The 18,424-nt window shown below is 70.8% G+C and carries 15 protein-coding genes and 1 pseudogene; 11 read left to right on the forward strand and 5 right to left on the reverse strand.

All coding sequences use genetic code 11. The annotated features are described in order from the left end of the window. The first annotated feature begins 417 nt into the window (after positions 1 to 417). The 10 genes from VAB18032_RS00715 (at position 418) to VAB18032_RS00760 (ending at position 12,115) form a co-directional block, all read left to right on the forward strand. Positions 418 to 1,089, forward strand: coding sequence for a hypothetical protein (locus tag VAB18032_RS00715; RefSeq protein WP_013730842.1), 672 nt, complete (start codon positions 418 to 420; stop codon positions 1,087 to 1,089). Further along, on the forward strand, positions 1,089 to 1,601 hold the full coding sequence (locus VAB18032_RS00720; RefSeq protein WP_013730843.1) for a hypothetical protein: 513 nt from the start codon (positions 1,089 to 1,091) through the stop codon (positions 1,599 to 1,601). The genes VAB18032_RS00715 and VAB18032_RS00720 overlap by 1 nt, the downstream gene beginning before the upstream one ends. Continuing rightward, on the forward strand, positions 1,598 to 2,152 hold the full coding sequence (locus tag VAB18032_RS00725; protein ID WP_013730844.1) for a hypothetical protein: 555 nt from the start codon (positions 1,598 to 1,600) through the stop codon (positions 2,150 to 2,152). Before VAB18032_RS00720 ends, VAB18032_RS00725 begins: the two co-directional genes overlap by 4 nt. A gap of 2 nt (positions 2,153 to 2,154) precedes the next feature. Continuing rightward, on the forward strand, positions 2,155 to 2,343 hold the full coding sequence (locus VAB18032_RS00730; protein WP_043719224.1) for a hypothetical protein: 189 nt from the start codon (positions 2,155 to 2,157) through the stop codon (positions 2,341 to 2,343). An 18-nt stretch (positions 2,344 to 2,361) separates the two neighbouring features. Beyond that, positions 2,362 to 2,919: a hypothetical protein gene (locus VAB18032_RS00735; protein ID WP_013730846.1), complete on the forward strand. Its 558-nt coding sequence runs from the start codon at positions 2,362 to 2,364 to the stop codon at positions 2,917 to 2,919. Positions 2,920 to 2,996: 77 nt separating this feature from the next. Continuing rightward, complete coding sequence (locus VAB18032_RS00740; RefSeq protein ID WP_013730847.1) at positions 2,997 to 3,503, forward strand: SigE family RNA polymerase sigma factor; 507 nt, start codon at positions 2,997 to 2,999, stop codon at positions 3,501 to 3,503. Continuing rightward, the gene (locus VAB18032_RS00745) at positions 3,500 to 4,117 is read left to right on the forward strand and encodes a hypothetical protein (RefSeq protein ID WP_013730848.1); all 618 of its coding nucleotides are present in this window, start codon (positions 3,500 to 3,502) and stop codon (positions 4,115 to 4,117) included. The genes VAB18032_RS00740 and VAB18032_RS00745 overlap by 4 nt, the downstream gene beginning before the upstream one ends. Before the next feature lie 110 nt (positions 4,118 to 4,227). Continuing rightward, positions 4,228 to 4,860, forward strand: a complete 633-nt coding sequence (locus VAB18032_RS00750; protein ID WP_013730849.1) for a DUF1449 family protein — start codon at positions 4,228 to 4,230, stop codon at positions 4,858 to 4,860. 168 nt (positions 4,861 to 5,028) lie between these two features. Beyond that, on the forward strand, positions 5,029 to 7,050 hold the full coding sequence (locus VAB18032_RS00755; RefSeq protein WP_013730850.1) for a flotillin family protein: 2,022 nt from the start codon (positions 5,029 to 5,031) through the stop codon (positions 7,048 to 7,050). Further along, the gene (locus VAB18032_RS00760) at positions 7,043 to 12,115 is read left to right on the forward strand and encodes a DNA repair ATPase (RefSeq protein WP_013730851.1); all 5,073 of its coding nucleotides are present in this window, start codon (positions 7,043 to 7,045) and stop codon (positions 12,113 to 12,115) included. The genes VAB18032_RS00755 and VAB18032_RS00760 overlap by 8 nt, the downstream gene beginning before the upstream one ends. 149 nt (positions 12,116 to 12,264) lie before the next feature. On the opposite strand, the gene VAB18032_RS00765 is transcribed toward VAB18032_RS00760, so the two are convergent. From VAB18032_RS00765 to VAB18032_RS00775, 3 genes are all read right to left on the reverse strand, one after another. Beyond that, on the reverse strand, positions 12,265 to 13,830 hold the full coding sequence (locus VAB18032_RS00765; protein ID WP_013730852.1) for an AMP-binding protein: 1,566 nt from the start codon (positions 13,828 to 13,830) through the stop codon (positions 12,265 to 12,267). Between the two features lie 206 nt (positions 13,831 to 14,036). Beyond that, positions 14,037 to 15,251, reverse strand: a complete 1,215-nt coding sequence (locus VAB18032_RS00770; protein WP_013730853.1) for an acyl-CoA dehydrogenase family protein — start codon at positions 15,249 to 15,251, stop codon at positions 14,037 to 14,039. A gap of 1 nt (position 15,252) precedes the next feature. Further along, positions 15,253 to 15,705: an SCP2 sterol-binding domain-containing protein gene (locus VAB18032_RS00775; RefSeq protein ID WP_013730854.1), complete on the reverse strand. Its 453-nt coding sequence runs from the start codon at positions 15,703 to 15,705 to the stop codon at positions 15,253 to 15,255. Between the two features lie 65 nt (positions 15,706 to 15,770). Between VAB18032_RS00775 and VAB18032_RS00780 the strand changes: the two genes are divergently transcribed. After that, entirely contained in the window at positions 15,771 to 16,409 is a 639-nt protein-coding gene (locus tag VAB18032_RS00780; RefSeq protein ID WP_043719230.1) for a TetR/AcrR family transcriptional regulator, read from the forward strand. Between the two features lie 45 nt (positions 16,410 to 16,454). Here VAB18032_RS00780 and VAB18032_RS00785 read toward each other — a convergent pair whose 3' ends face one another. Then, positions 16,455 to 17,084 (reverse strand): DedA family protein, encoded by a 630-nt coding sequence (locus tag VAB18032_RS00785; protein ID WP_013730856.1) that lies wholly within the window; start codon positions 17,082 to 17,084, stop codon positions 16,455 to 16,457. 25 nt (positions 17,085 to 17,109) lie between these two features. Next, positions 17,110 to 18,424 (reverse strand): annotated as a pseudogene (locus VAB18032_RS00790) (adenylosuccinate synthetase).

Genomic DNA, 18,424 nt, shown 5'->3' on the forward strand with positions numbered 1-18,424 from the left:
AATGCCTGACCTGGACGCAACGCTGGTGTCCCTTCGGTGGGAGTGCTCGTCGGCATCCGGCCGACGACCAGGCATGCCCCTGCAACGGTCGACGTCAGCGGGCGGGTGATCGTCTGAGCACCGCGCTGTGGTTTCGCTCTCACCCGCGAAAAACGGCGAAGCGCCAGGAACATTGAAAGATCAGGTCGAGTCGACCTCGTCGGCGGTTATCCACCGAATTTCAGCGGCTCGCATTGGCGATATGGATGCTCGGGGGCGGATAGCCCGAAGCGGTGCCCGAGTTCACGGCGCGTACGTGCAACGCCCCAGATGCCACACAGGACGCTGGTCGGCCGGCGCTGTTGCTACGGTCTGGCCACCAGGGAGGGAGATCAAGTGCCCGGTCAGAGTCTTGAGTTGGTAGCACCCAGTGCCGCGGTGGTGAATGTCGAGCTCGCCGAACTTCCTCGGGTCACCAGCGTCGCGGCCCATGTCCGTTTCGCCAGCGGTGCCTACGGGCGCGGATTCCAGATCGGGCCTCGCGGATATCACGAATTCGCCTGCACCTACATGGTTGCCGCGAATCCGGTCGACCGCCTCCTCGTTCACGGCCGCGAGGTCGTCGTGTCGGAGTCGCTCGACAAGCACACCTCGGTCGCCACGCTGATCGGTGACTACCACGAGCTGATGACGGTGTTCGGCGGGCCGGCGCCACGCCGCGAGCGGCTTGTCGAACTCTTCGCCACGCTGGAGATCGCCGACCAGGTGCGTGGAATGGTGGTACGGCCCAGACGAGAGACGCTGCTGGGCACGATGAGCGAGCACATCGCGCTGTTCGCCGAAGGGCTCGGGTCGTTGTCGATCCCGGGGCCCGCCCACGCAGCCAGCCTTCAGCCGCGCCATCAGGGCGCCCGAACGATGTTCGGTGAGGTGTGGCGCTCGCCGCTGCCCGGCGTCACGTCGGCCGCCCAGCTGACCGACTACACGTACACCCTCGGTTTTCCGTCCGCGATGGCGGAGGTGGTCTTCGCCGACGCCGACGACGCGGTGACGGATGCCGACAAGCTCGCCTGGCTGGAGCAGATCAACATTTCCTGGACGGTCGGCTGATGTCGCCGTCGGTGGCGTTGACCATCCTGAACTGGATCGCCATCCTCATCCTGTTCCTGGCGGTCGGGGCGCTCCTACGGGAGGTCCGGATGCTCCGCGCGCTGGTGGTCCGCGAGGTCAGCTACTCGTCTGCCGGGCCCGACCTGGTGCTGGGGGCCACGGTGACGGACGGCGCGGATCGCGTCGTGCTCGCCTCGGACACCGGGTGCCCGTTGTGTGGTGCCGTGACGGCGCGACTGGCCGAACTGGCCGACGCGGCGGGAATCCGCCCGGTCCTGCTCACCTACGAGGACGTCGAGCAGTGGCCGGAGGCCGTCCGGCAGGAGTTCGACGTGGTGTCGGACCGGGACGAGTGGCAGAAGATCGCCCATCTGAGCCCGCCGGTGCTGATGGCCGTCCGGGCCGACGGCCGGGTTGTCGATCTCACGCTGCCGGTCGACGTCGGGTCGGCCGAGCGGCAGTTCGACCTGGTGCGGAAGAAGATCCTGCACCGCGAGGGGAGTGCGTCATGACATTGACGTTCGAGCAGATTCCCGACCTGTCCGTCGCCGCGCCCGAAGCGCCGCGGAGCAGGGCGCTGACCAGGCTGCGGGTGCAGCCGCAGCGCCGAACGGTCCTGCGCGGGATCGCGTTCAGCGCGCTCGCGGTGGGTGGTTTCGTGGCGTCCGCCACCTCTCGCTTCTCGTCACCGGCCCATGCCGAGACCGGACCCGGCGGCCTGACCGGCTGGGATCGCAACGACTGCAAGGACGCGTTCCCGAACGGCTACTCGCCACAGAAGGACAACGTGGGCTCGCACACCGCCAGGGCTGCTGCCTGCTTCGGGGGCGCGTACCGGGGCAGCACCTACTGCGCCTCGGGATGGCATCGCTCCGGCACGGTGCGGGACGAGCCGGTCACCTACACCTACAAGCCGGTCTCGAACTCCTGCGGCGCGACGACGAAGAAGAACGCGTGGCGGTGGACCACTCCCGACGGTGTCTGGTGGCGCTGCTCGGACGGCAACACCACGGTCTCGGCCGGCGGCACGACGAACACCTACTTCACTATCTGCCGGTACTGACCGTGCCCGGGTCCCGAAGTGCCGTGCTGCGGCGGCGGTTCTGGCATCCGTACACCGGCATGGGGTTGGTCGTCGGCCTGGGCGTGATCGTGGCGGCAGCCGGCCTTCGGTACGACGGATGGTGGCCCACGGCCTTGCTCGTGGCGGGCCTGGCGCTGACGGCCGGCTTCGCCACCAGCGGCTCCACTTGAAGCAGGAACTCAGCCGCCGTGCTGAGCTCGCCGGTCTGGCGAGGTCTCCCTGCTCTCTACTTCTGCCTCGGGCTCGTCGCCGGCGGCGTCGTCATCGCGGCGGCCCTGCTGCTTGTCGGCTCCCTGCTGCGAGCCCCGCTTCCGCCGCCGGTGCGGATCGGGATCGTGCTGGTCGCCGCCCTGGTGGTGACCCTGCGTGAACTCGGCGTGCTGCGCTTCCCGCTGCCGGAGAACAAGCGTCTGGTGCCGGAGAGCGTCTTCCGGCTGGGACGGTTCGCGGGGCCCTTCCAGTTCGGCCTGGAGATGGGCACCGGGGTGCGGACGTACCTGCCCAGCGGGCTGGCGTACCTGACCGCGGTGGTGCTGCTGCTCTTCGCCACGCCGCTGACGGCCGTCGCCGCCGGTGTCGGATTCGGTCTGGGCCGGTCGCTGATGACCACGTCGGCGCTGCACTTCGACGACTCCGGCGGCTGGAACCTGGAGTGGGACCACCGGTCGACGGCTGTCACCAGGGTGCTCCTGGTCGGCTACCTGGCCGCGTTGGCGGTGCTGGTCTCGTCACTGCTGCCGGCGTGAGCATTTCCGGTCGGTCGACCGGATCGCCTGCAACAGATCGCCGTGCCCGCGGCGTACTAGTGGCGAGGGGAGGTGGGATGGAAGCCGACGAGTTCGAGATGTTCGTGCGCCAGTCCACACCGGCGTTGCGGCGGTACGCGCGTGCGGTCGCTGCTGATTTTGATCAGGCGGAGGATCTTCTCCAGGAGACCTACGTGCGGATGGCCGGTGCGTGGCACCGCCTGCTGGTCGAGGGCAACCCGATCGGGTACGCGAAGACCGTGATGGTCCGACTGCACATCAGCTGGATGCGTACGCTCGTCCGCCGGGCCCGGATCGTCGCACCCGTACGCCCGTTGGTCGCCGATGGCGGCCTCGGCCGCGTCGACGACCACGACCAACTCCGCCGGATGTTGGCCGACCTCCCTCCCCTGCAGCGGGTGGTGCTGGTGCTGTCCTATCTGGACGACATGACCGACGAGGCGATCGCCGAAGCCATCGGACGACGCCCGGCCACGGTCCGTTCGCTGCGTCATCGGGCCCTCGGTGCGATCCGCGCCGGGCTGCCCACCCACGCCGGTGCCGATCGGAAGGTAGCGGGATGAGCGACGTGCAGCAGGCCCTTCTTGAGGTCTGGAACTCCGACCCCGACCACTATCCGGCCGCCCCGGATCCGCTGCCGGGCGTGCGTGCCCGTCTGCGTCGGCGTCGCCGCGCGCAGACCGCCGGTGTCGGGCTGGCCCTGTCCGCCGTGGTCGGCATCGGGGCGGTCGGCGTGATGGTGGCCGAGCGCAGCGCGGTGCCGCCGACCGGCCCGTCCTCCGCCAGCCCGGCCGATTCCGCCGGCCCGGTCGCCCCCGATCTGCGGGGACTGCCGCCCTATCTGGGGGCGGTCGATGCCACCGAGGCGGTGCTCAAGTCGCAACAACCGCAGCTGGTGCCGACCGGAACCCGGGCGGCGTACGAGGGCAGCGGCCCGGTGACCCGGGTCATCGCGGTGTTCGACTTCACCGCACCGACCGGCCTGCCCGGAACGCCCCGCGAGGTCACCGTGCCGAGCGGCGCCCAGGTGCTGACGACGGACGACCCGGTGACGTCGACGGCCTACCTGACGGCGTGGCGGACGGATGGCAGCTCCCTGTTCCTGGCCGTGACCGCTGCCGAAGCCGAGGTACGGTCCGCGACGATCGACGCACTGATCGAGGCCAACCTCGGCTGATCTGCCCGATCCGGCCGGTGGCAATGGGTCGATCGGCCGCAGTGAGCATTGACATACCGTGTCACGATCATCGTGGTCGGGCCCTCGCCGACCACGGGGAGGAGGACGCGGTGACCGGTTTTCTCGGCGCGGCACTCAGTTTTCCCACCGTGCTGTTCAGCTTCCTGCTGGTGGTGGTCGTCGGCTACTGGCTGCTGGTGTTGACCGGTGTGCTGGATCTGGGTGACGACCTGGACGTCGACGGTGGGGCCGGTACGTTCCTCGCCGGCCTTGGCCTCGGCGGCGTGCCCAGCGCCATCATCTTCTCCCTGCTCGTCGCCGTCGCCTGGTTCGTCAGCCTGGCCGGCACCGCGCTCCTCGACGGTCTGGGCTTCGGTTCCGGCACCCGGGTGCTCGTCTCGATCGGCGTCCTGCTGGCTGCCGCGTTCTGCGCGTGGCTGGTGACCCGGTTGGTGGCCATACCGCTGGGGCGGCTCTTCCCGGCCGAATCGGACGCCACGAGGCACGCCTTCGTCGGGCGCCTGTGTGTCGTGCGGACCGGCACGGTCACCGCCGACTTCGGTCAGGCCGAGGTGACCGCGCCCGACGGCTCGTCGGCGGTGGTGCAGGTCCGGCAGCCGGGCGAGGAGAAGATGCCCGCCGGCAGTTCCGCACTGATCTACGACTACGACACCGAAGGCGAGTTCTTCTGGGTGATGCCCGCCGGGCCCGCCTTCGATCCGCTGAGACATTCCGCCACGTAGCCCGCCCGGTGAAGCCGCGCCGCCCGCGGATCACCCTGACTTGCCCTCTGGGGCAGCCGCCCCCATCACCGGCCTGTCCCACGCTGCCCCTGAGACGTCTCGAAAGGAGGATGCGCGGGCGTCCCCTGCGGCTTCTGCCGTCGGCGTCGACCGCCTGCGCGCCCAACCATGGAAGTCATCACCACCGGAATCGGTGTACTCCTCGCCGTCGTCCTGCTCGTCGCGCTCGGCGTGGTGTTCATGGTCAGTCGGTTGTTCCGCAAGGTCGAGCAGGGCAAGGCGCTGATCGTCTCCAAGGTCCGGCGGGTCGACGTGACCTTCACCGGCGCGGTCGTGATGCCCGTGCTGCACAAGGCCGAGATCATGGACATCTCGGTCAAGACGATCGACATCGAACGGACCGGCAACGAGGGTCTGATCTGCCGCGACAACATCCGGGCCGACATCCGGATCACCTTCTTCGTCCGGGTCAACAAGACCGTCGAGGACGTCATCAAGGTGGCGCAGGCGATCGGCACCGCGCGGGCCAGCGACCGGGAGACGTTGCAGGAGCTGTTCAACGCGAAGTTCTCCGAGGCGCTCAAGACGGTGGGTAAGCAGCTCGACTTCGTCGACCTCTACACCAAGCGTGACGAGTTCCGCGACCAGATCATCCGGGTGATCGGCACCGACCTCAACGGCTACAGCCTGGAGGACGCGGCGATCGACTTCCTGGAGCAGACGCCGATGTCGCAGCTCGACCCGGCGAACATCCTGGACGCCCAGGGCATCCGGAAGATCACCGAGCTGACCACGCAGGAGAACGTCCGGACCAACGAGTTCCGGCGCAGCGAGGAGAAGGAGATCACCCGCCAGAACGTCGACGCCAAGGAAGCGATTCTTGAGCTGGAGCGACGGCAGGCGGACGCCGAGGCCAAGCAGCAGCGCGAGATCGAGACCGTACGGGCTCGCGAGCAGGCCGAGATCACCCGGGTACGTGCCGAGGAGCGGCTGCGCGCCGAGACCGCGAACATCCGTACCGACGAGCAGTTGGGCATCCAGCACGAGAACCGGGCCCGCGAGATCGCGGTGGCCGAGAAGAACCGCGAGCGGGTCATCGCCATCGAGACCGAGCGGATCGAGAAGGACCGCCTGCTGGAGGTCATCGGCCGGGACCGCGAGACCGAGCTGAGCACGATCGCCAAGAACAAGGAGGTCGAGGCCGAGAAGCGGGCCATCGCCGAGGTGATCCGGGAGCGGATCGCGGTGGAGAAGACCGTGGCCGAGCAGGAGGAGAACATCAAGCGGCTGCGGGTGGTCGAGGAGGCCGAGCGGACCCGCCAGGCAGTGATCATCCAGGCCGAGGCCGAGGCGCAGGAGAACCTGGTCAAGGACATCAAGGCGGCGGAGGCAGCCGAGGCGGCCGCCAAGCACAAGGCCCGCGAGGAACTGGTGCTGGCCGAGGCCCGGCAGCAGGCCGCCGAACTGGACACCCGGGCGAAGATCCGGCTGGCCGAGGGCATCCAGGCCGAGACCGCTGCGGCCGGCCTGGCCGAGGTGCAGGTCCAGGAGCGCAGCGCCGAGGCGATCGAGAAGGTCGGCCGCGCGGAGGTCGCGGTGGAGCGCGAGAAGCTGCTGGCCGCCGCCGACGCGGTACGCGAGAAGCTGAAGGGTGAGGCCGAGGGTCTCACCGAGAAGGCCGCCGCGATGGCCGCGCTGGACGACGCCACCCGGGAGCACGAGGAGTACCGGCTGCGCCTGGAGTTGGAGAAGGAGGTCCGCCTCGCCGGGCTGGACACCCAGCGGCAGGTCGCCGAGGCGCAGGCCAAGCTGGTCTCCACCGGCCTGGAGAAGGCGAACATCGACATCGTCGGCGGGGACAGCGTCTTCTTCGACCGGCTGCTCAGCTCGATCTCGTTCGGCAAGAGTGTGGACGGTTTCGTGGCCCACTCGGACGTGGCGCAGAACCTGACCAAGCCCTGGTTGGACGGCAGCGCCAGCTTCACCGACGACCTGACCCGGATGATCGGCTCGCTGAACAGCGCCGACGTGCAGAACCTCACCCTGTCGGCCTTCCTGGCGCAGCAGATGCGCGCCGGTGGCGCCGACCAGGGCAAGCTCCAGGAGCTGCTGAAGGCCGCACAGCGCCTGGGGGTGGCGGAGACTCCGGTCGCCGCCCTGACCGGCTCCAGGCAGCGCGCCGGTGAGTGAGCCGACCGCCGGTTCGGCCGCTGGGCGTACGTCCAGCGGCCGGCCGGGCCCGGTGCCCCTGATCGACGAAGCGGAGGCGGCGGTCCCGACGGCCGGAGCAGACGGGACGACCGGCTCGCCGGGCGCTGCCCCGGGACTGGACGACGGCAGTTACGAGGTGCTGCGCAGGCGACTCGCCACGCAGGCCGCCGAGCTGGCCCGGCGGGCGGAGGCGCTCAACGCCCGACGGCTGGAGGTCTTCGGCAGCACCGAACTGCGGCTGCTGAGCACCGAGCGGATCCGTACCGAGCACAACTGCGTACCCCGGGACATCGTCTCCGTCGGCGGGCTGATGCTGTTCGGCTACAACGTCTTCATCGGGTTGAAGCCGGAGACGAGCGTCGACGACGTATTCTCCCTGCACCGGTTCGTCCGCGAGCCGGTCACGGACGCCTTCCGGTTCGACGAGGCGGGCCACGACGAACTGCCCGGCCTGCTGCGCCACCCACAGTTCGTCCGCGACTTCTCCGAGCTGTACCGCTACTACCGGCAGGCCCGGCTGCTGCAACTGCGTCGGGTGGACGGCCGACTGCTGGCGGTGTTCCAGACCGGGCCACGCACCGAGGACATCCGGGTGCTGCGCTGGCAGGTCGGCGTCGACGGGGTGCCGGAGTACCTGGACAGCCGGGGCGAGCGGGATCACGTCTTTCCGCCCAGCCACGACTTCGAGTGGATCGAGACCACCCGCGAGGACCACGTCCTCGGCCGGCACCCACACATCTCCATCGGCGGCGAGGTCTTCGTCGAGACGGTGGGTGGCACGCTGACCGTCAAGGTGGAGAACAACACCGAGGTCGGCGAGGGCATCTACAGCGAGCCGGTGGACGAGCCGTTGCAGAGCCTCGCCGACGCCGACGTGCACTGGGCCCGGGTCGGCACGTTGATCCTGATGCGGCTGCGGCCGTACAAGGAGACGCAGTGGCGGCACCTGGTCTTCAACACGATCACCCGTGAGGTGGTCCGGCTCGACGGCATCGGGGTGGCCTGCCAACGGCTGCCCGAGGACCACGGCATCATCTTCCCCGGCGGCTACCACCTCGCCACCGGTGTCACCCGGACCTTCGACGCCGAGGTGGCCGGTCTCGAATTCGAGCGGGTGGTGCGCTCGCCCAACGGCGAGGACGTGCTCTACGTCTTCCACGCCCGCGCCGACGGGCGCTCGCTGTTGCTGCCGTACAACGCGATCCGCAAGGAGGTCGCCGCACCGATCCCGTGCCACGGGTTCTCGCTGTTCGACGACGGCACGCTCGTGGTGTTCCGGGCCGTCTCCGAGGAACCGACCCGGGTCCACCCGATGCAGATCTGGCAGACGCCGTACGTCTCCGACGCGTACGCCGCCGCGCAGCCGGCCGGCACCGGGCCGTTGGAGCGGGTCGGCAACGCTGACCTGGTACGCGGCATCTCCGACTCGCTCTCGGCGGCCCGGATGGTCGAGGGCACCGCCACCGCCGAGGTGTACGAGGCGTTGATCGCCGCCTGTGGCCGGATCGGGGATCACTACCACTGGCTCGGCGAGGAGGAACTCGGCGACCTGGCCACCCCGCTGGCCGGGCTGCGGCGTACCGCCACCGCCGTGCTGGAGGAGCACGAGAAGGTTCGTACGCTCACCGAGCGGGCCCGCGCCGAGGTGGAGGCCAGCGCCGAGCAGATCGCCTCGCTGGCCCGCCGGGCCCGGGGTGAGGCACCCCTGACCGCCGACGACTGGGTGGCCCAGTTGGGTGGCCTGCGGCGCGCCCGGGGACACCTGGAGACGCTGCGCGAGCTGCGCTATGTCGACCACGCCCGGATCGACGAGTTGGCCGGACGGCTGGACGAGGAACTGGCGGTGGCCGGCCGCCGGGCGGTGGAGTTCCTGCGCCGGGACGAGGCGTTCACCGGCTACCAGCAGGAGGTGGACCGGCTCGCCACCAGGGCTGCCGAGATCGGCACGGTGGCCGAGGCCGGCACGGTCGGCGACGAGTTGGCCGCCCGTACCGAGGGCCTGCAGACCATCACCGACGTGGTGGGTGGGCTGGACATCGCCGACGCGACAGTCCGTACCGCGATCCTGGGCCGGGTCGGCGAGGTGCTGGGCGCGGTCAACCGGGCCCGCGCGGTGCTCGACAAGCGCCGTCGTGAGCTGGCCGCGGTGGAGGGACGGGCCGGGTTCGCCGCCGAGTTCGCGCTGCTCGGGCAGGCGGTGGCCGGTGCACTGGCGGCGTCCGACACCGCCGAGCGTTGCGACGAGCAACTCGGCCGGCTGTTGCTGCGGGTGGAGGAGCTGGAGTCGCGGTTCGGCGAGTTCGACGACTTCCTCGCCGAGCTGGCCACCCGGCGTACCGACATCTACGAGGCGTTCTCCAGCCGCAAGCAGGCGCTGCTGGACGAGCGGGCCCGCCGCGCCGACCGGCTGGTCGCCTCCGCCGAGCGGATCATGGTCAGCGTGCACCGGCGGGCCGGGACGCTCGGCTCACTGGACGAGATCAACACCTACTTCGCGGCCGATCCGATGGTCGGCAAGCTGCGTACCGTGGTCGAGGAGCTGCGTACCCTCGGCGACGCGGTGCGGGCCGAGGAGCTGGACGGCCGGGTCCGCGCGGCCCGCCAGGAAGCCGGGCGCGGCCTGCGCGACCGGCTCGACCTGTACGCCGACGGCGGCGAGACGATCCGGCTGGGCCGGCACCGCTTCGCGGTGAACACCCAGCCGATCGACGTGGCGGTGGTGCCGCACGACGGCCGGATGGTCGTCGCGGTGACCGGCACCGACTACCGCGCCCCGGTGCGAGACGAGCAGTTCCAGCAGACCCGCCGGTTCTGGGACCAGCTGCTGGTCTCCGAGTCGCCGCAGGTGTACCGGGCGGAGCACCTGGCCGCCACCATCCTGTCCGCCGCCGAGGCGGGCCGCGACGGGCTCACCCTGGACGCGCTGCACACCGCGGCGGTCGACGGTGACGACCTGCGCGAGCTGGTCCGGCGGATCGCCGAGACCCGCTACGACGAGGGGTACGAGCGCGGCGTGCACGACCACGACGCCGCCGAGATCCTGCGGGTGCTGCTGCGCCTGCACGCCGGCGCGGGACTGCTGCGCTACCCACCGGCCGACCGGGCCGCGGCCTGCCTGTTCTGGCGGTACGGCACCGACGAGGCGACCCGGACGGCCTGGACTGCGCGAGCCGCCTCGCTGGCCCGGGCCCGCGAGCGGTTCGGCCGACCCGACGGCGAGGACGCGGCCGACCGGCTCTGCGCCGAACTGGCCACCGCGATCGACGGGTTCCTGCGGGAGACCGGGCTGCCCGTGCCGACCGGCGGGACCGGGCTGGCCGGGGAGTACCTGTTCGCGGAGCTGTCCGCGCCGCCGGTACGGTTCGTCACCGGCAGCGGGGCGCAGACCATGCTGGAACGGTTCCGGCGGGCGCTCGGCGGAGCACAGTCCCGTTCGTCCCGGGAGTTCGACGACGACCTGCGGGCGCTCGGCGGTGACCTGGCCGGCCGGTACCAGCTGGTCGACGCCTGGCTGACCGCGTTCCTCGCCACCGACGACGGCGCGCTGTCCTCCTACGACCTGCCGGAGGCGATCGCCGTCGAGTTGTGCGGCACCGAGCTGCCCCGCTCCGACAGCGCCGCCGCCATGACGGAGACCGTCGGCGGCCTGCTCGGCGCGCACCCGCGCATCGAGGGCTCCACGCTGGACGTCCGGCTCGACGAGATGTTGGCGCGTACCCGTGCCTTCCGCACCGAGCTGATTCCGGCGTACCGCGCCTACCAGCGGCAACGCAACGCGCTGGTGGACGCCGAACGGGACCGGCTGCGGCTGGACGAGTACCGGCCGAAGGTGATGAACGCCTTCGTCCGCAACCGGCTGCTCGACGAGGTGTACCTGCCGCTGATCGGTGACAACCTGGCCCGGCAGCTCGGCGCGACCGGCGACGGCAAGCGGGTCGACCAGTCCGGCCTGCTGCTGCTGATCTCCCCGCCCGGTTACGGCAAGACCACCCTGATGGAGTACGTGGCCAGCCGTCTCGGCCTGGTCTTCGTCAAGGTGAACGGGCCGGCCCTGGGTACGAAGGTCACCTCCCTGGATCCGGCGGAGGCGCCCGACGCCACCGCCCGCCAGGAGGTGGAGAAGATCTCCTTCGCCCTGGAGTTGGGCAACAACGTCCTGCTCTACCTGGACGACATCCAGCACACCAACCCGGAGCTGTTGCAGAAGTTCATCTCCCTCTGCGACGGGCAGCGCCGGATGGAGGGCGTCTGGAACGGCCGTACCCGCACGTACGACCTGCGCGGCAAGCGGTTCGCGGTGTGCATGGCCGGTAACCCGTACACCGAGTCGGGCAAGCGGTTCCGGATCCCGGACATGCTCGCCAACCGGGCCGACGTGTGGAACCTCGGTGACGTGCTCTCCGGCCGGGAGGAGGTCTTCGCGCTCAGCTACATCGAGAACTCGCTGACCGCCAACCCGGTGCTGGCACCGCTGGCCGGTCGGGACCGCGCCGACCTGGAACTGCTGGTCCGGATGGCCCGCGGCGACGACAGCGTACGACCCGATCAGCTGTCGCATCCGTACCCGCCGGTGGAGTTGGAACAGATCGTCTCGGTGCTGCGCAAACTGCTGCGGGTGCAGCAGGTGGTGCTGGCCAACAACCAGGCGTACATCGCCTCGGCGGCGCAGTCCGACGACGCGCGTACCGAGCCGCCGTTCCAGCTCCAGGGCTCGTACCGGAACATGAACAAGCTGGCCGAGCGGGTCGTACCGGTGCTCACCGACGACGAGTTGGAAGCGGTGATCGACGACCACTACCTGGGCGAGGCGCAGACCCTGGCCGCGGGCGCGGAGGCGAACCTGCTCAAACTCGCCGAGCTGCGCGGCCGGCTCACTGGCGAGCAGGCCGCCCGCTGGGCCGAGGTGAAGGACGCCTTCCGACGCACCCGGGCCCTCGGCGGTGCCGGCGACGACCCGGTCGACCGGGCGGTCGGCGCACTCGGTCTGCTCGCCGACCGCGTCAACAGCATCGCCACCGCCCTCACCCGCACCACCGACCGGTAACGCCACCAGGTCGGCCCGTGCAGGTTCAACCCTGCGGACGGCTTGATCATGCTCGATCCAGGATCGAGTGGTTAACCAGCAAGGTGATGCCACTCGATCCTGGATCGTGGTGCCCCGGCGAGGTTCTGCGGCAGGTGGAGTCGGCGCGGTCAGCCGGTGATGTAGTCGCGTAGTTCGCCGGTGAGGACCTTGCCGGTGGCGTTGCGGGGCAGGTACTTGACGAAGACGACGTCGCGGGGCACGGAGAACCGCGCCAGGTAGTGCCGGACGTATTCGCGGACCGCGTCGGCGTCGAGGGTCTCGCCGGGGTACAGGCCGAGGAAGGCGGCGAGCCGCTGACCGTACTCGGGGTCGGGTACGCCGACGACGGCGGCCTCGCGTACCTGCGGGAGTTGGGCGAGCAGGTGTTCCACCTCGGCGGGGAAGACGTTCTCCCCACCGGAGACGATCATGTCGTCGGCCCGGCCGTCGACGAAGAGGCGACCGTCGGCGTCGAGTCGGCCCAGGTCGCCGGTGTCCAGCAGGCCGTCGTGGCGTTCCCGGTCGGCCCCGGAGGTGTACCCCTCGAAGAGCATCTCGTTGCCGACGAAGACCCGGCCGACCTGACCGGTGGGGACGGGTCGACCGTCGTCGTCGAGGATCGCCAGCCGGGTGCCGTGCGGCGGACGGCCGGCGGTGGTGGGTGCCTGGCGCAGGTCGGCGGGGACGGCGATGGAGGCCCAGGACGCCTCGGTGGAGCCGTACAGGTTGTAGAGCACGTCGCCGTACCGGTCCATGAAGGCCGAGGGCAGGCCGCCGGGCAGCGCCGATCCGCTGACCGCCACGATCTTCAGGGGCGGCCGGGGGTCCGGCGGTGGCACCTCCATCAGGCGTTGCAGCATCACCGGCACCGCGAACAGTGCCTGGCAGCGGTGTCGTACCAGGGCGTCCAGGGTGGCGGCCGGGTCGAAGCGGCGGTGCAGCACGATGGTGGCCCGCAGCGCGAGGCAGACCTGCAGGGCCGCGTACCCCCAGGTGTGGAAGACCGGCGCGGCGATCATCACCCGGTCGCGGACGTGCAGCGGGATCCGGTCGATGATGGCGACAAGCGGGCCGAACCCGGTGGGGGTGGGGCGACGGGCGCCCTTCGGCGTCCCGGTGGTGCCGGAGGTCAGCACGATGATCCGCCCGTCCCGATCGGGTGGGTCCAGTTGGCCGGGGAGGGCGGTGCGGATCAGGTCCTCCCGCGCCCGTTCGTCGACGCGGTGCAGGTCGGCCGGTAGCCCGAGGAGCCGTTCGGCGAACTCGTCGTCGTGCACCAGGACGCGTAGCCGCTGTTCCTCGGCCACAGTGGTCAGCTGTGCCGGGGAGAGGCCGGTGTTGATCAGCACCGCGTCCGCGCCGAGCAGGGTGGCGGCGACGATGGTCTCGACCAGGCCCGGATGGTTGCGGCCGAACACGCCGATCCGGTCACCGGCCGCCACGCCCAGTCCGGCGCGGAGCGCGCGGGCCAGTCGCAGGCTGCGCTCCAGCAGGTCGGCGTAGGTCAGCTCGGTGCCCTGGTCGTCGATGATCGCGATCCGGTCGGGGTCGCGGGCGGCGGCCTGGCGAAGTTCACCGGCCAGGCTCCAGCCCCAGGTGCGTAGTGCGTTGAGCTGGGAGGCGACCCGGATCGGGCGACCCGGGGCGAGCAGGCCACGCCGGGTCAGCGTGGCGACGATGAATGGCAGCTCCACGACCGCGTACCTCCTTCGGTTGCTCGCCCGGAAGGCTCGAAGCCCTTTCGATCATGCATCGGGAGCCAGCCGGCCGCCACGCGGCGCCCGCCGCCCCACGCCCGCTTCGGCCCCCCACTCAGCGTCGGTCGGCACCCGGTGAAGGGGTACCGGCCGGCGGCACCGCCGCGACCGTGAGGTCTGCGGCGGTGGCCGGGCCGGGCTTGTCAGCGGATCTGCATGCCGGAGATCGCCCGGGAGATGACCAGGCGCTGGATCTCCGAGGTGCCTTCGAAGATGGTGTAGATCTTGGCGTCCCGGTACCACCGCTCCACCGGGTGGTCACGCAGGAAGCCGGCCCCGCCGAGCAGTTGGACGGCCTTCTCGGTGACCGAGACAGCGACCTCGCCGGCTTTGAGCTTCGACATCGAGCCCTCGCCGGCGGTGAACGGCCGGTTGTTGCGCCCCATCCAGGAGGCCCGCCAGACCAGCAGCCGAGCCGCGTCGATCTCCATCTTCATGTCCGCGAGGGTGAACGCGACCGCCTGGTTGGTGATGATCGGACGACCGAACTGGACCCGGTCCTTGGCGTAGTCGAGGGCGTACTCGTAGGCGGCCCGGGCGACGCCGAGCGCCTGGGCGCCGACGGTGGGCCGGGACAGCTCGAAGGTCCGCATCGCGGCCTGGCCGGAAGCGCGTTTCCCGGCGCGGGCGCGGGCCAGCCGCTCGTCCAGCGCCTCCTTGCCGCCGAGCAGGCAGCGACCCGGGACGCGGACGTCGTCGAGGAAGACGTCGGCGGTGTGCGAGGCCCGCAGGCCCAGCTTGCGCAGCTTGCGGGTGGCGCTGAGTCCGGGGGTGCCCGGCGGTACGACGAACGCGGCCTGGCCGCGCGAGCCCAGTTCCGGGTCGACCGAGGCGACCACCACGTGCACCCCGGCGATCCCGCCGTTTGTGGCGTACGCCTTCTGCCCGCGCAGCACCCACTCGTCGGTGGCTTCGTCGTAGCTGGCCCGGGTGCGCATCGCGCCGACGTCCGAACCGGCCTCCGGCTCGCTCGAACAGAAGGCGGCGACGGCCGGGGAGTCGACGTCGCCGAAGCACTGCGGCACCCATTCGACCAACTGGTCGGGGGTGCCGGTGCCGTAGATCGCGGCGACCGCGAGCCCGGTGCCGAAGATGCTCAGGCCGATGCCGGCGTCACCCCAGAAGAGTTCTTCGCTGGCGATCGGCAGGGACAGGCCGGTCGGGTCGGCCCAGCAGGTGGCGAGGAACTCGAAGCCGTAAAGCCCGACCTTCGCCGCCTCCTGGATCAGCGGCCACGGAGTCTCCTCGCGGGCGTCCCACTCGGCCGCGGCCGGGCGCACGACCTCGGCGGCGAAGCCGTGCACCCAGTCCCGCAGATCCCGCTGTTCCTCGTTCAGGTCGAGCGAGAACTCGACCATCTCAGGCCTTGGGGATGTCGAAGAGGTTCGCGATGTTGGCAGCGAGGCCCAGGTCGCCCTTTGCCTTGAGCTTGCCGGTCATGAACATCATGACCGGGTTGGCGCCACCGGAGACGACCTTGAGGAAGTCGACCGGGCCCAGGGTCAGGCTCAGCCGCGGGTCGTGCTGCGGGGTCTCGTTGACCGTGCAGGCACCGTCGGCGACGACCACCTCGTAGGTGTCGGTGCCGCCGTCGGGGGCACCGGTGATGTTCCAGTGGATGACCGCGTTGGTCGAGCCGGCCCGGTCGGCCCGGAACAGCTGCGGCATCCGCCCGAAGACCTCGCCGAGGATCTTGCCGCGCAGTCCGCCCGACATCACCTCGTTGAGCTTGCCGTCCGGCGTGGACTTGACGAGCTGAGCGAACTCCTTCGGGCCGACGTTGGCGAAGTTGGCCGGGTCGAAGTCAGTCATGGAAGCACCTCTCGGGCAGTGGTTACTCAGGCGTAACCTTACGTGTGAGTAGGTATGCTGGCAAGGTGTCCACCAGGCCCACCTTCAAGCGCTTACCCAGGGCCGTCCGTGAGCAACAGATGCTCGACGCGGCCGTCCGGGTCTTCTCCCGCCATGGGTACCACGGCGCCAGCATGGACGAGGTCGCGGAGCGTGCCGGCATCTCCAAACCCATGGTCTACGCCTATCTCGGCACCAAGGAAGAGCTCTTCATCGCCTGCCTGCACCGGGAGGCGACCCGGATGATGGAGGCGATCGCCGGGGCCGCCGTGCCCGGCCTGCCGGCCGACGAGCGGCTCTGGCACGGGCTGCGGGCGTTCTTCGGGTTCGTCGGCGTACACCGCGACGGCTGGGCGGTGCTCTACCGGCAGGCCCGTGCCGAACGGGCGTTCGCCGACGAACTGGCCGGGATGCGGGCGAGGATCGTCGAGGTGGTCGTCGGGATGCTCGACCACGCACTGCGCGCCGAAGGGCGCGAGGTGGCCGAGACCGAACTGGAAGTGGTCGCGTACGCCCTGGTGGGCGCTACCGAGTCGCTCGGTGACTGGCTTGCCGACCACCCGGAGGCCGACCCGGAGAAGACCGCCACCCGGATGATGAACGTCGCCTGGCTCGGCGCGGGACAACTCCTGCACGGCGTCACCTGGCATCCGCCCGAGCGGTAAGGAAGGGCACCTTATTAACGCCTGGTGTAGAGGAAGGGCCCCCTCTTAACATTCGCGGTCCACACCGCGCGCAGCCCGACGGTGAGCGTGGTGCCGCAGCCAGCGGATCAACTCCAGCCCCAGGGTGATCACGAGCGACAGACCGATTCCCGCCAGGATCCCGTGCAGCGGGTGACGTTCGAAGGCGAGCCCGCCGAAGACACCGAGCAGCACACAGTAGAAGGCCCAGGTGACCGAGCCGATCAGGTCGAACAGGAGGAACGACCGCAGCGGGTAGCGGACCGCTCCCATGGTCAGGGTGACCGCCGTACGCCCACCGGGGACGTAGCGGGCGGCGACCAGGATCATGCCGCCGCGCCGGTCCACGGCCCGTCGGGCCCACTCCGATCCGGCCCGGCGGCGGCTGTCGACCGGCGAGTGGTCGAGCTTGCGCGATCCGCCGCCGCGCCCCACGGCGTACGAGAGGTGGTCGCCGGCCGCGGCGCCGAGCGTGGCCACCACGAGCAGCAGCGCGAGGTTCGGCTCACCGCCGGTGGCGAGCACGGTGGCCGTGATGACCGCCGCCTCGGCCGGCACCAGCGGGAAGATCGCGTCGACCGTGGTGAGCCCGAACAGCAGCAGGTACACCCAGGGCGAGGTGAGGGTCTGCCGGAGCAGGTCGATCGCGGCTTCCATGACTCCATGCTCGGGGCACCGACCGTTAAGAAGGGGCCCTTCCTCTACACCAGGCGTTAATAAGGTGCCCTTCCTTACACCCTCGCCAGCAGGTTTTTGTCGGCGGCGGTGGGGCCGTGGGAGGTGAGTACGACGGGTGCGCCGAGCGCCTCGCCGACCGCCTGCGGCCAGTCGGTCGGTGAGTCGTCGTCGTACACCGGGCGGGCGCGCAGCAGCCGGGCGGTCAGTGCGGCCTGCCGGTCGAGATCGCCGGGCGGGCCGGGCAGCAGCCGGTCCAGCCCTTCGTAACGACGGCAGATGCGCAGGTCGAGGCCGCGTTCGGCGAGATCCAGGTGGGTCAGCGCCAGGCCGTCGACCCCACCGGCGGCCGCCAGGGCGTACGCGTGCGCGACCGCATCGAAGTGACCGAACCGGAAGCGCCCCTGCCACGGGTTGGTCGGGTTGTGCGGATCGGTCAGCGGCAGGGTCGGATCCTCGGTGACCAGCGGTCCCGGCCCGTGTCGGGTGGTGACCGTCCGCAGCACACCGAGTCGGCTCGCCGCCCCCGCCTGCCCGGCCTCGGTCAGCAGTGACTCGGCGTTGGCGAAGGTGGTGGTGCTCCACGTCGTGTACGGGTGGAAGCCGTGCCACTCGTCCAGCAGCACCCCCTGCGCGCCCTCGAACACGCACGGCCCGGCCCGCAGCGCCCCCGCCAACCAGGAGCGGTCGACGACCGCCACCCGCTCGGCGAAGGCGGTGAAGGCCGGCAGGCAGTCGTCGACGGGCGGTGCGTCCAGCGGGCCGAGTTCGGCGGTGAGCCGGTCCCGCAGCGCGGTCAACCGGCGGCGTAGCCGCTTCGGGCTGCGGCAGTCGGCCACCCGGGGCGCCTCGTCGGGGTGGGCGAGACCGTACGCGACAGCCTCACCCACCCCCAGCCCGCAGGAGCCGTGCCGGTCGGCTCCCCGGGACAACTCCCGCGCCCGGTTGGCGGCCCGGTGGTACGGGGTGGCCAGCAGCGCCTCCCCGTCCACGGTCAGCCGGTCGAGCGCGTCGGGCACCCCGACGTCGGCGAGGTGGTCGGCCTCGGCGGCCAGTGCCAGCGGGTCGACGACGACGTGCCGGGACAGGTGCGTCCACACGCCGGGGTGGAACGTGCCCGCGCCGAACTGGGCGAAGGTGTGGTGCCGCCCGTCGCGCAGGACGACGTTGTGCGCCGCCTGCGCGCCCCCGTTGAAGCGGACCACGGTGTGCACCGGCCGGGTCGCGCAGAGCCAGTCCACGACCGTGCCCTTCCCGGCGTCGCCGTACCCGAGGTCGACCACGATGGTGTGTTCGTCGTCCAGCCCGTCCCGGCCCGTCAT

This window comes from Micromonospora maris AB-18-032, assembly GCF_000204155.1.
In the GTDB taxonomy this organism is placed as follows: domain Bacteria; phylum Actinomycetota; class Actinomycetes; order Mycobacteriales; family Micromonosporaceae; genus Micromonospora; species Micromonospora gifhornensis.

Coding starts and splice junctions, on each gene's coding strand:
- VAB18032_RS00725 (WP_013730844.1), top strand. CDS start 1,598: ATGACATTGACGTTCGAGCAGATTCCCGACCTGTCCGTCGCCGCGCCC.
- VAB18032_RS00775 (WP_013730854.1), bottom strand. CDS start 15,705: ATGACTGACTTCGACCCGGCCAACTTCGCCAACGTCGGCCCGAAGGAG.
- VAB18032_RS00770 (WP_013730853.1), bottom strand. CDS start 15,251: ATGGTCGAGTTCTCGCTCGACCTGAACGAGGAACAGCGGGATCTGCGG.
- VAB18032_RS00720 (WP_013730843.1), top strand. CDS start 1,089: ATGTCGCCGTCGGTGGCGTTGACCATCCTGAACTGGATCGCCATCCTC.
- VAB18032_RS00745 (WP_013730848.1), top strand. CDS start 3,500: ATGAGCGACGTGCAGCAGGCCCTTCTTGAGGTCTGGAACTCCGACCCC.
- VAB18032_RS00740 (WP_013730847.1), top strand. CDS start 2,997: ATGGAAGCCGACGAGTTCGAGATGTTCGTGCGCCAGTCCACACCGGCG.
- VAB18032_RS00755 (WP_013730850.1), top strand. CDS start 5,029: ATGGAAGTCATCACCACCGGAATCGGTGTACTCCTCGCCGTCGTCCTG.
- VAB18032_RS00785 (WP_013730856.1), bottom strand. CDS start 17,084: ATGGAAGCCGCGATCGACCTGCTCCGGCAGACCCTCACCTCGCCCTGG.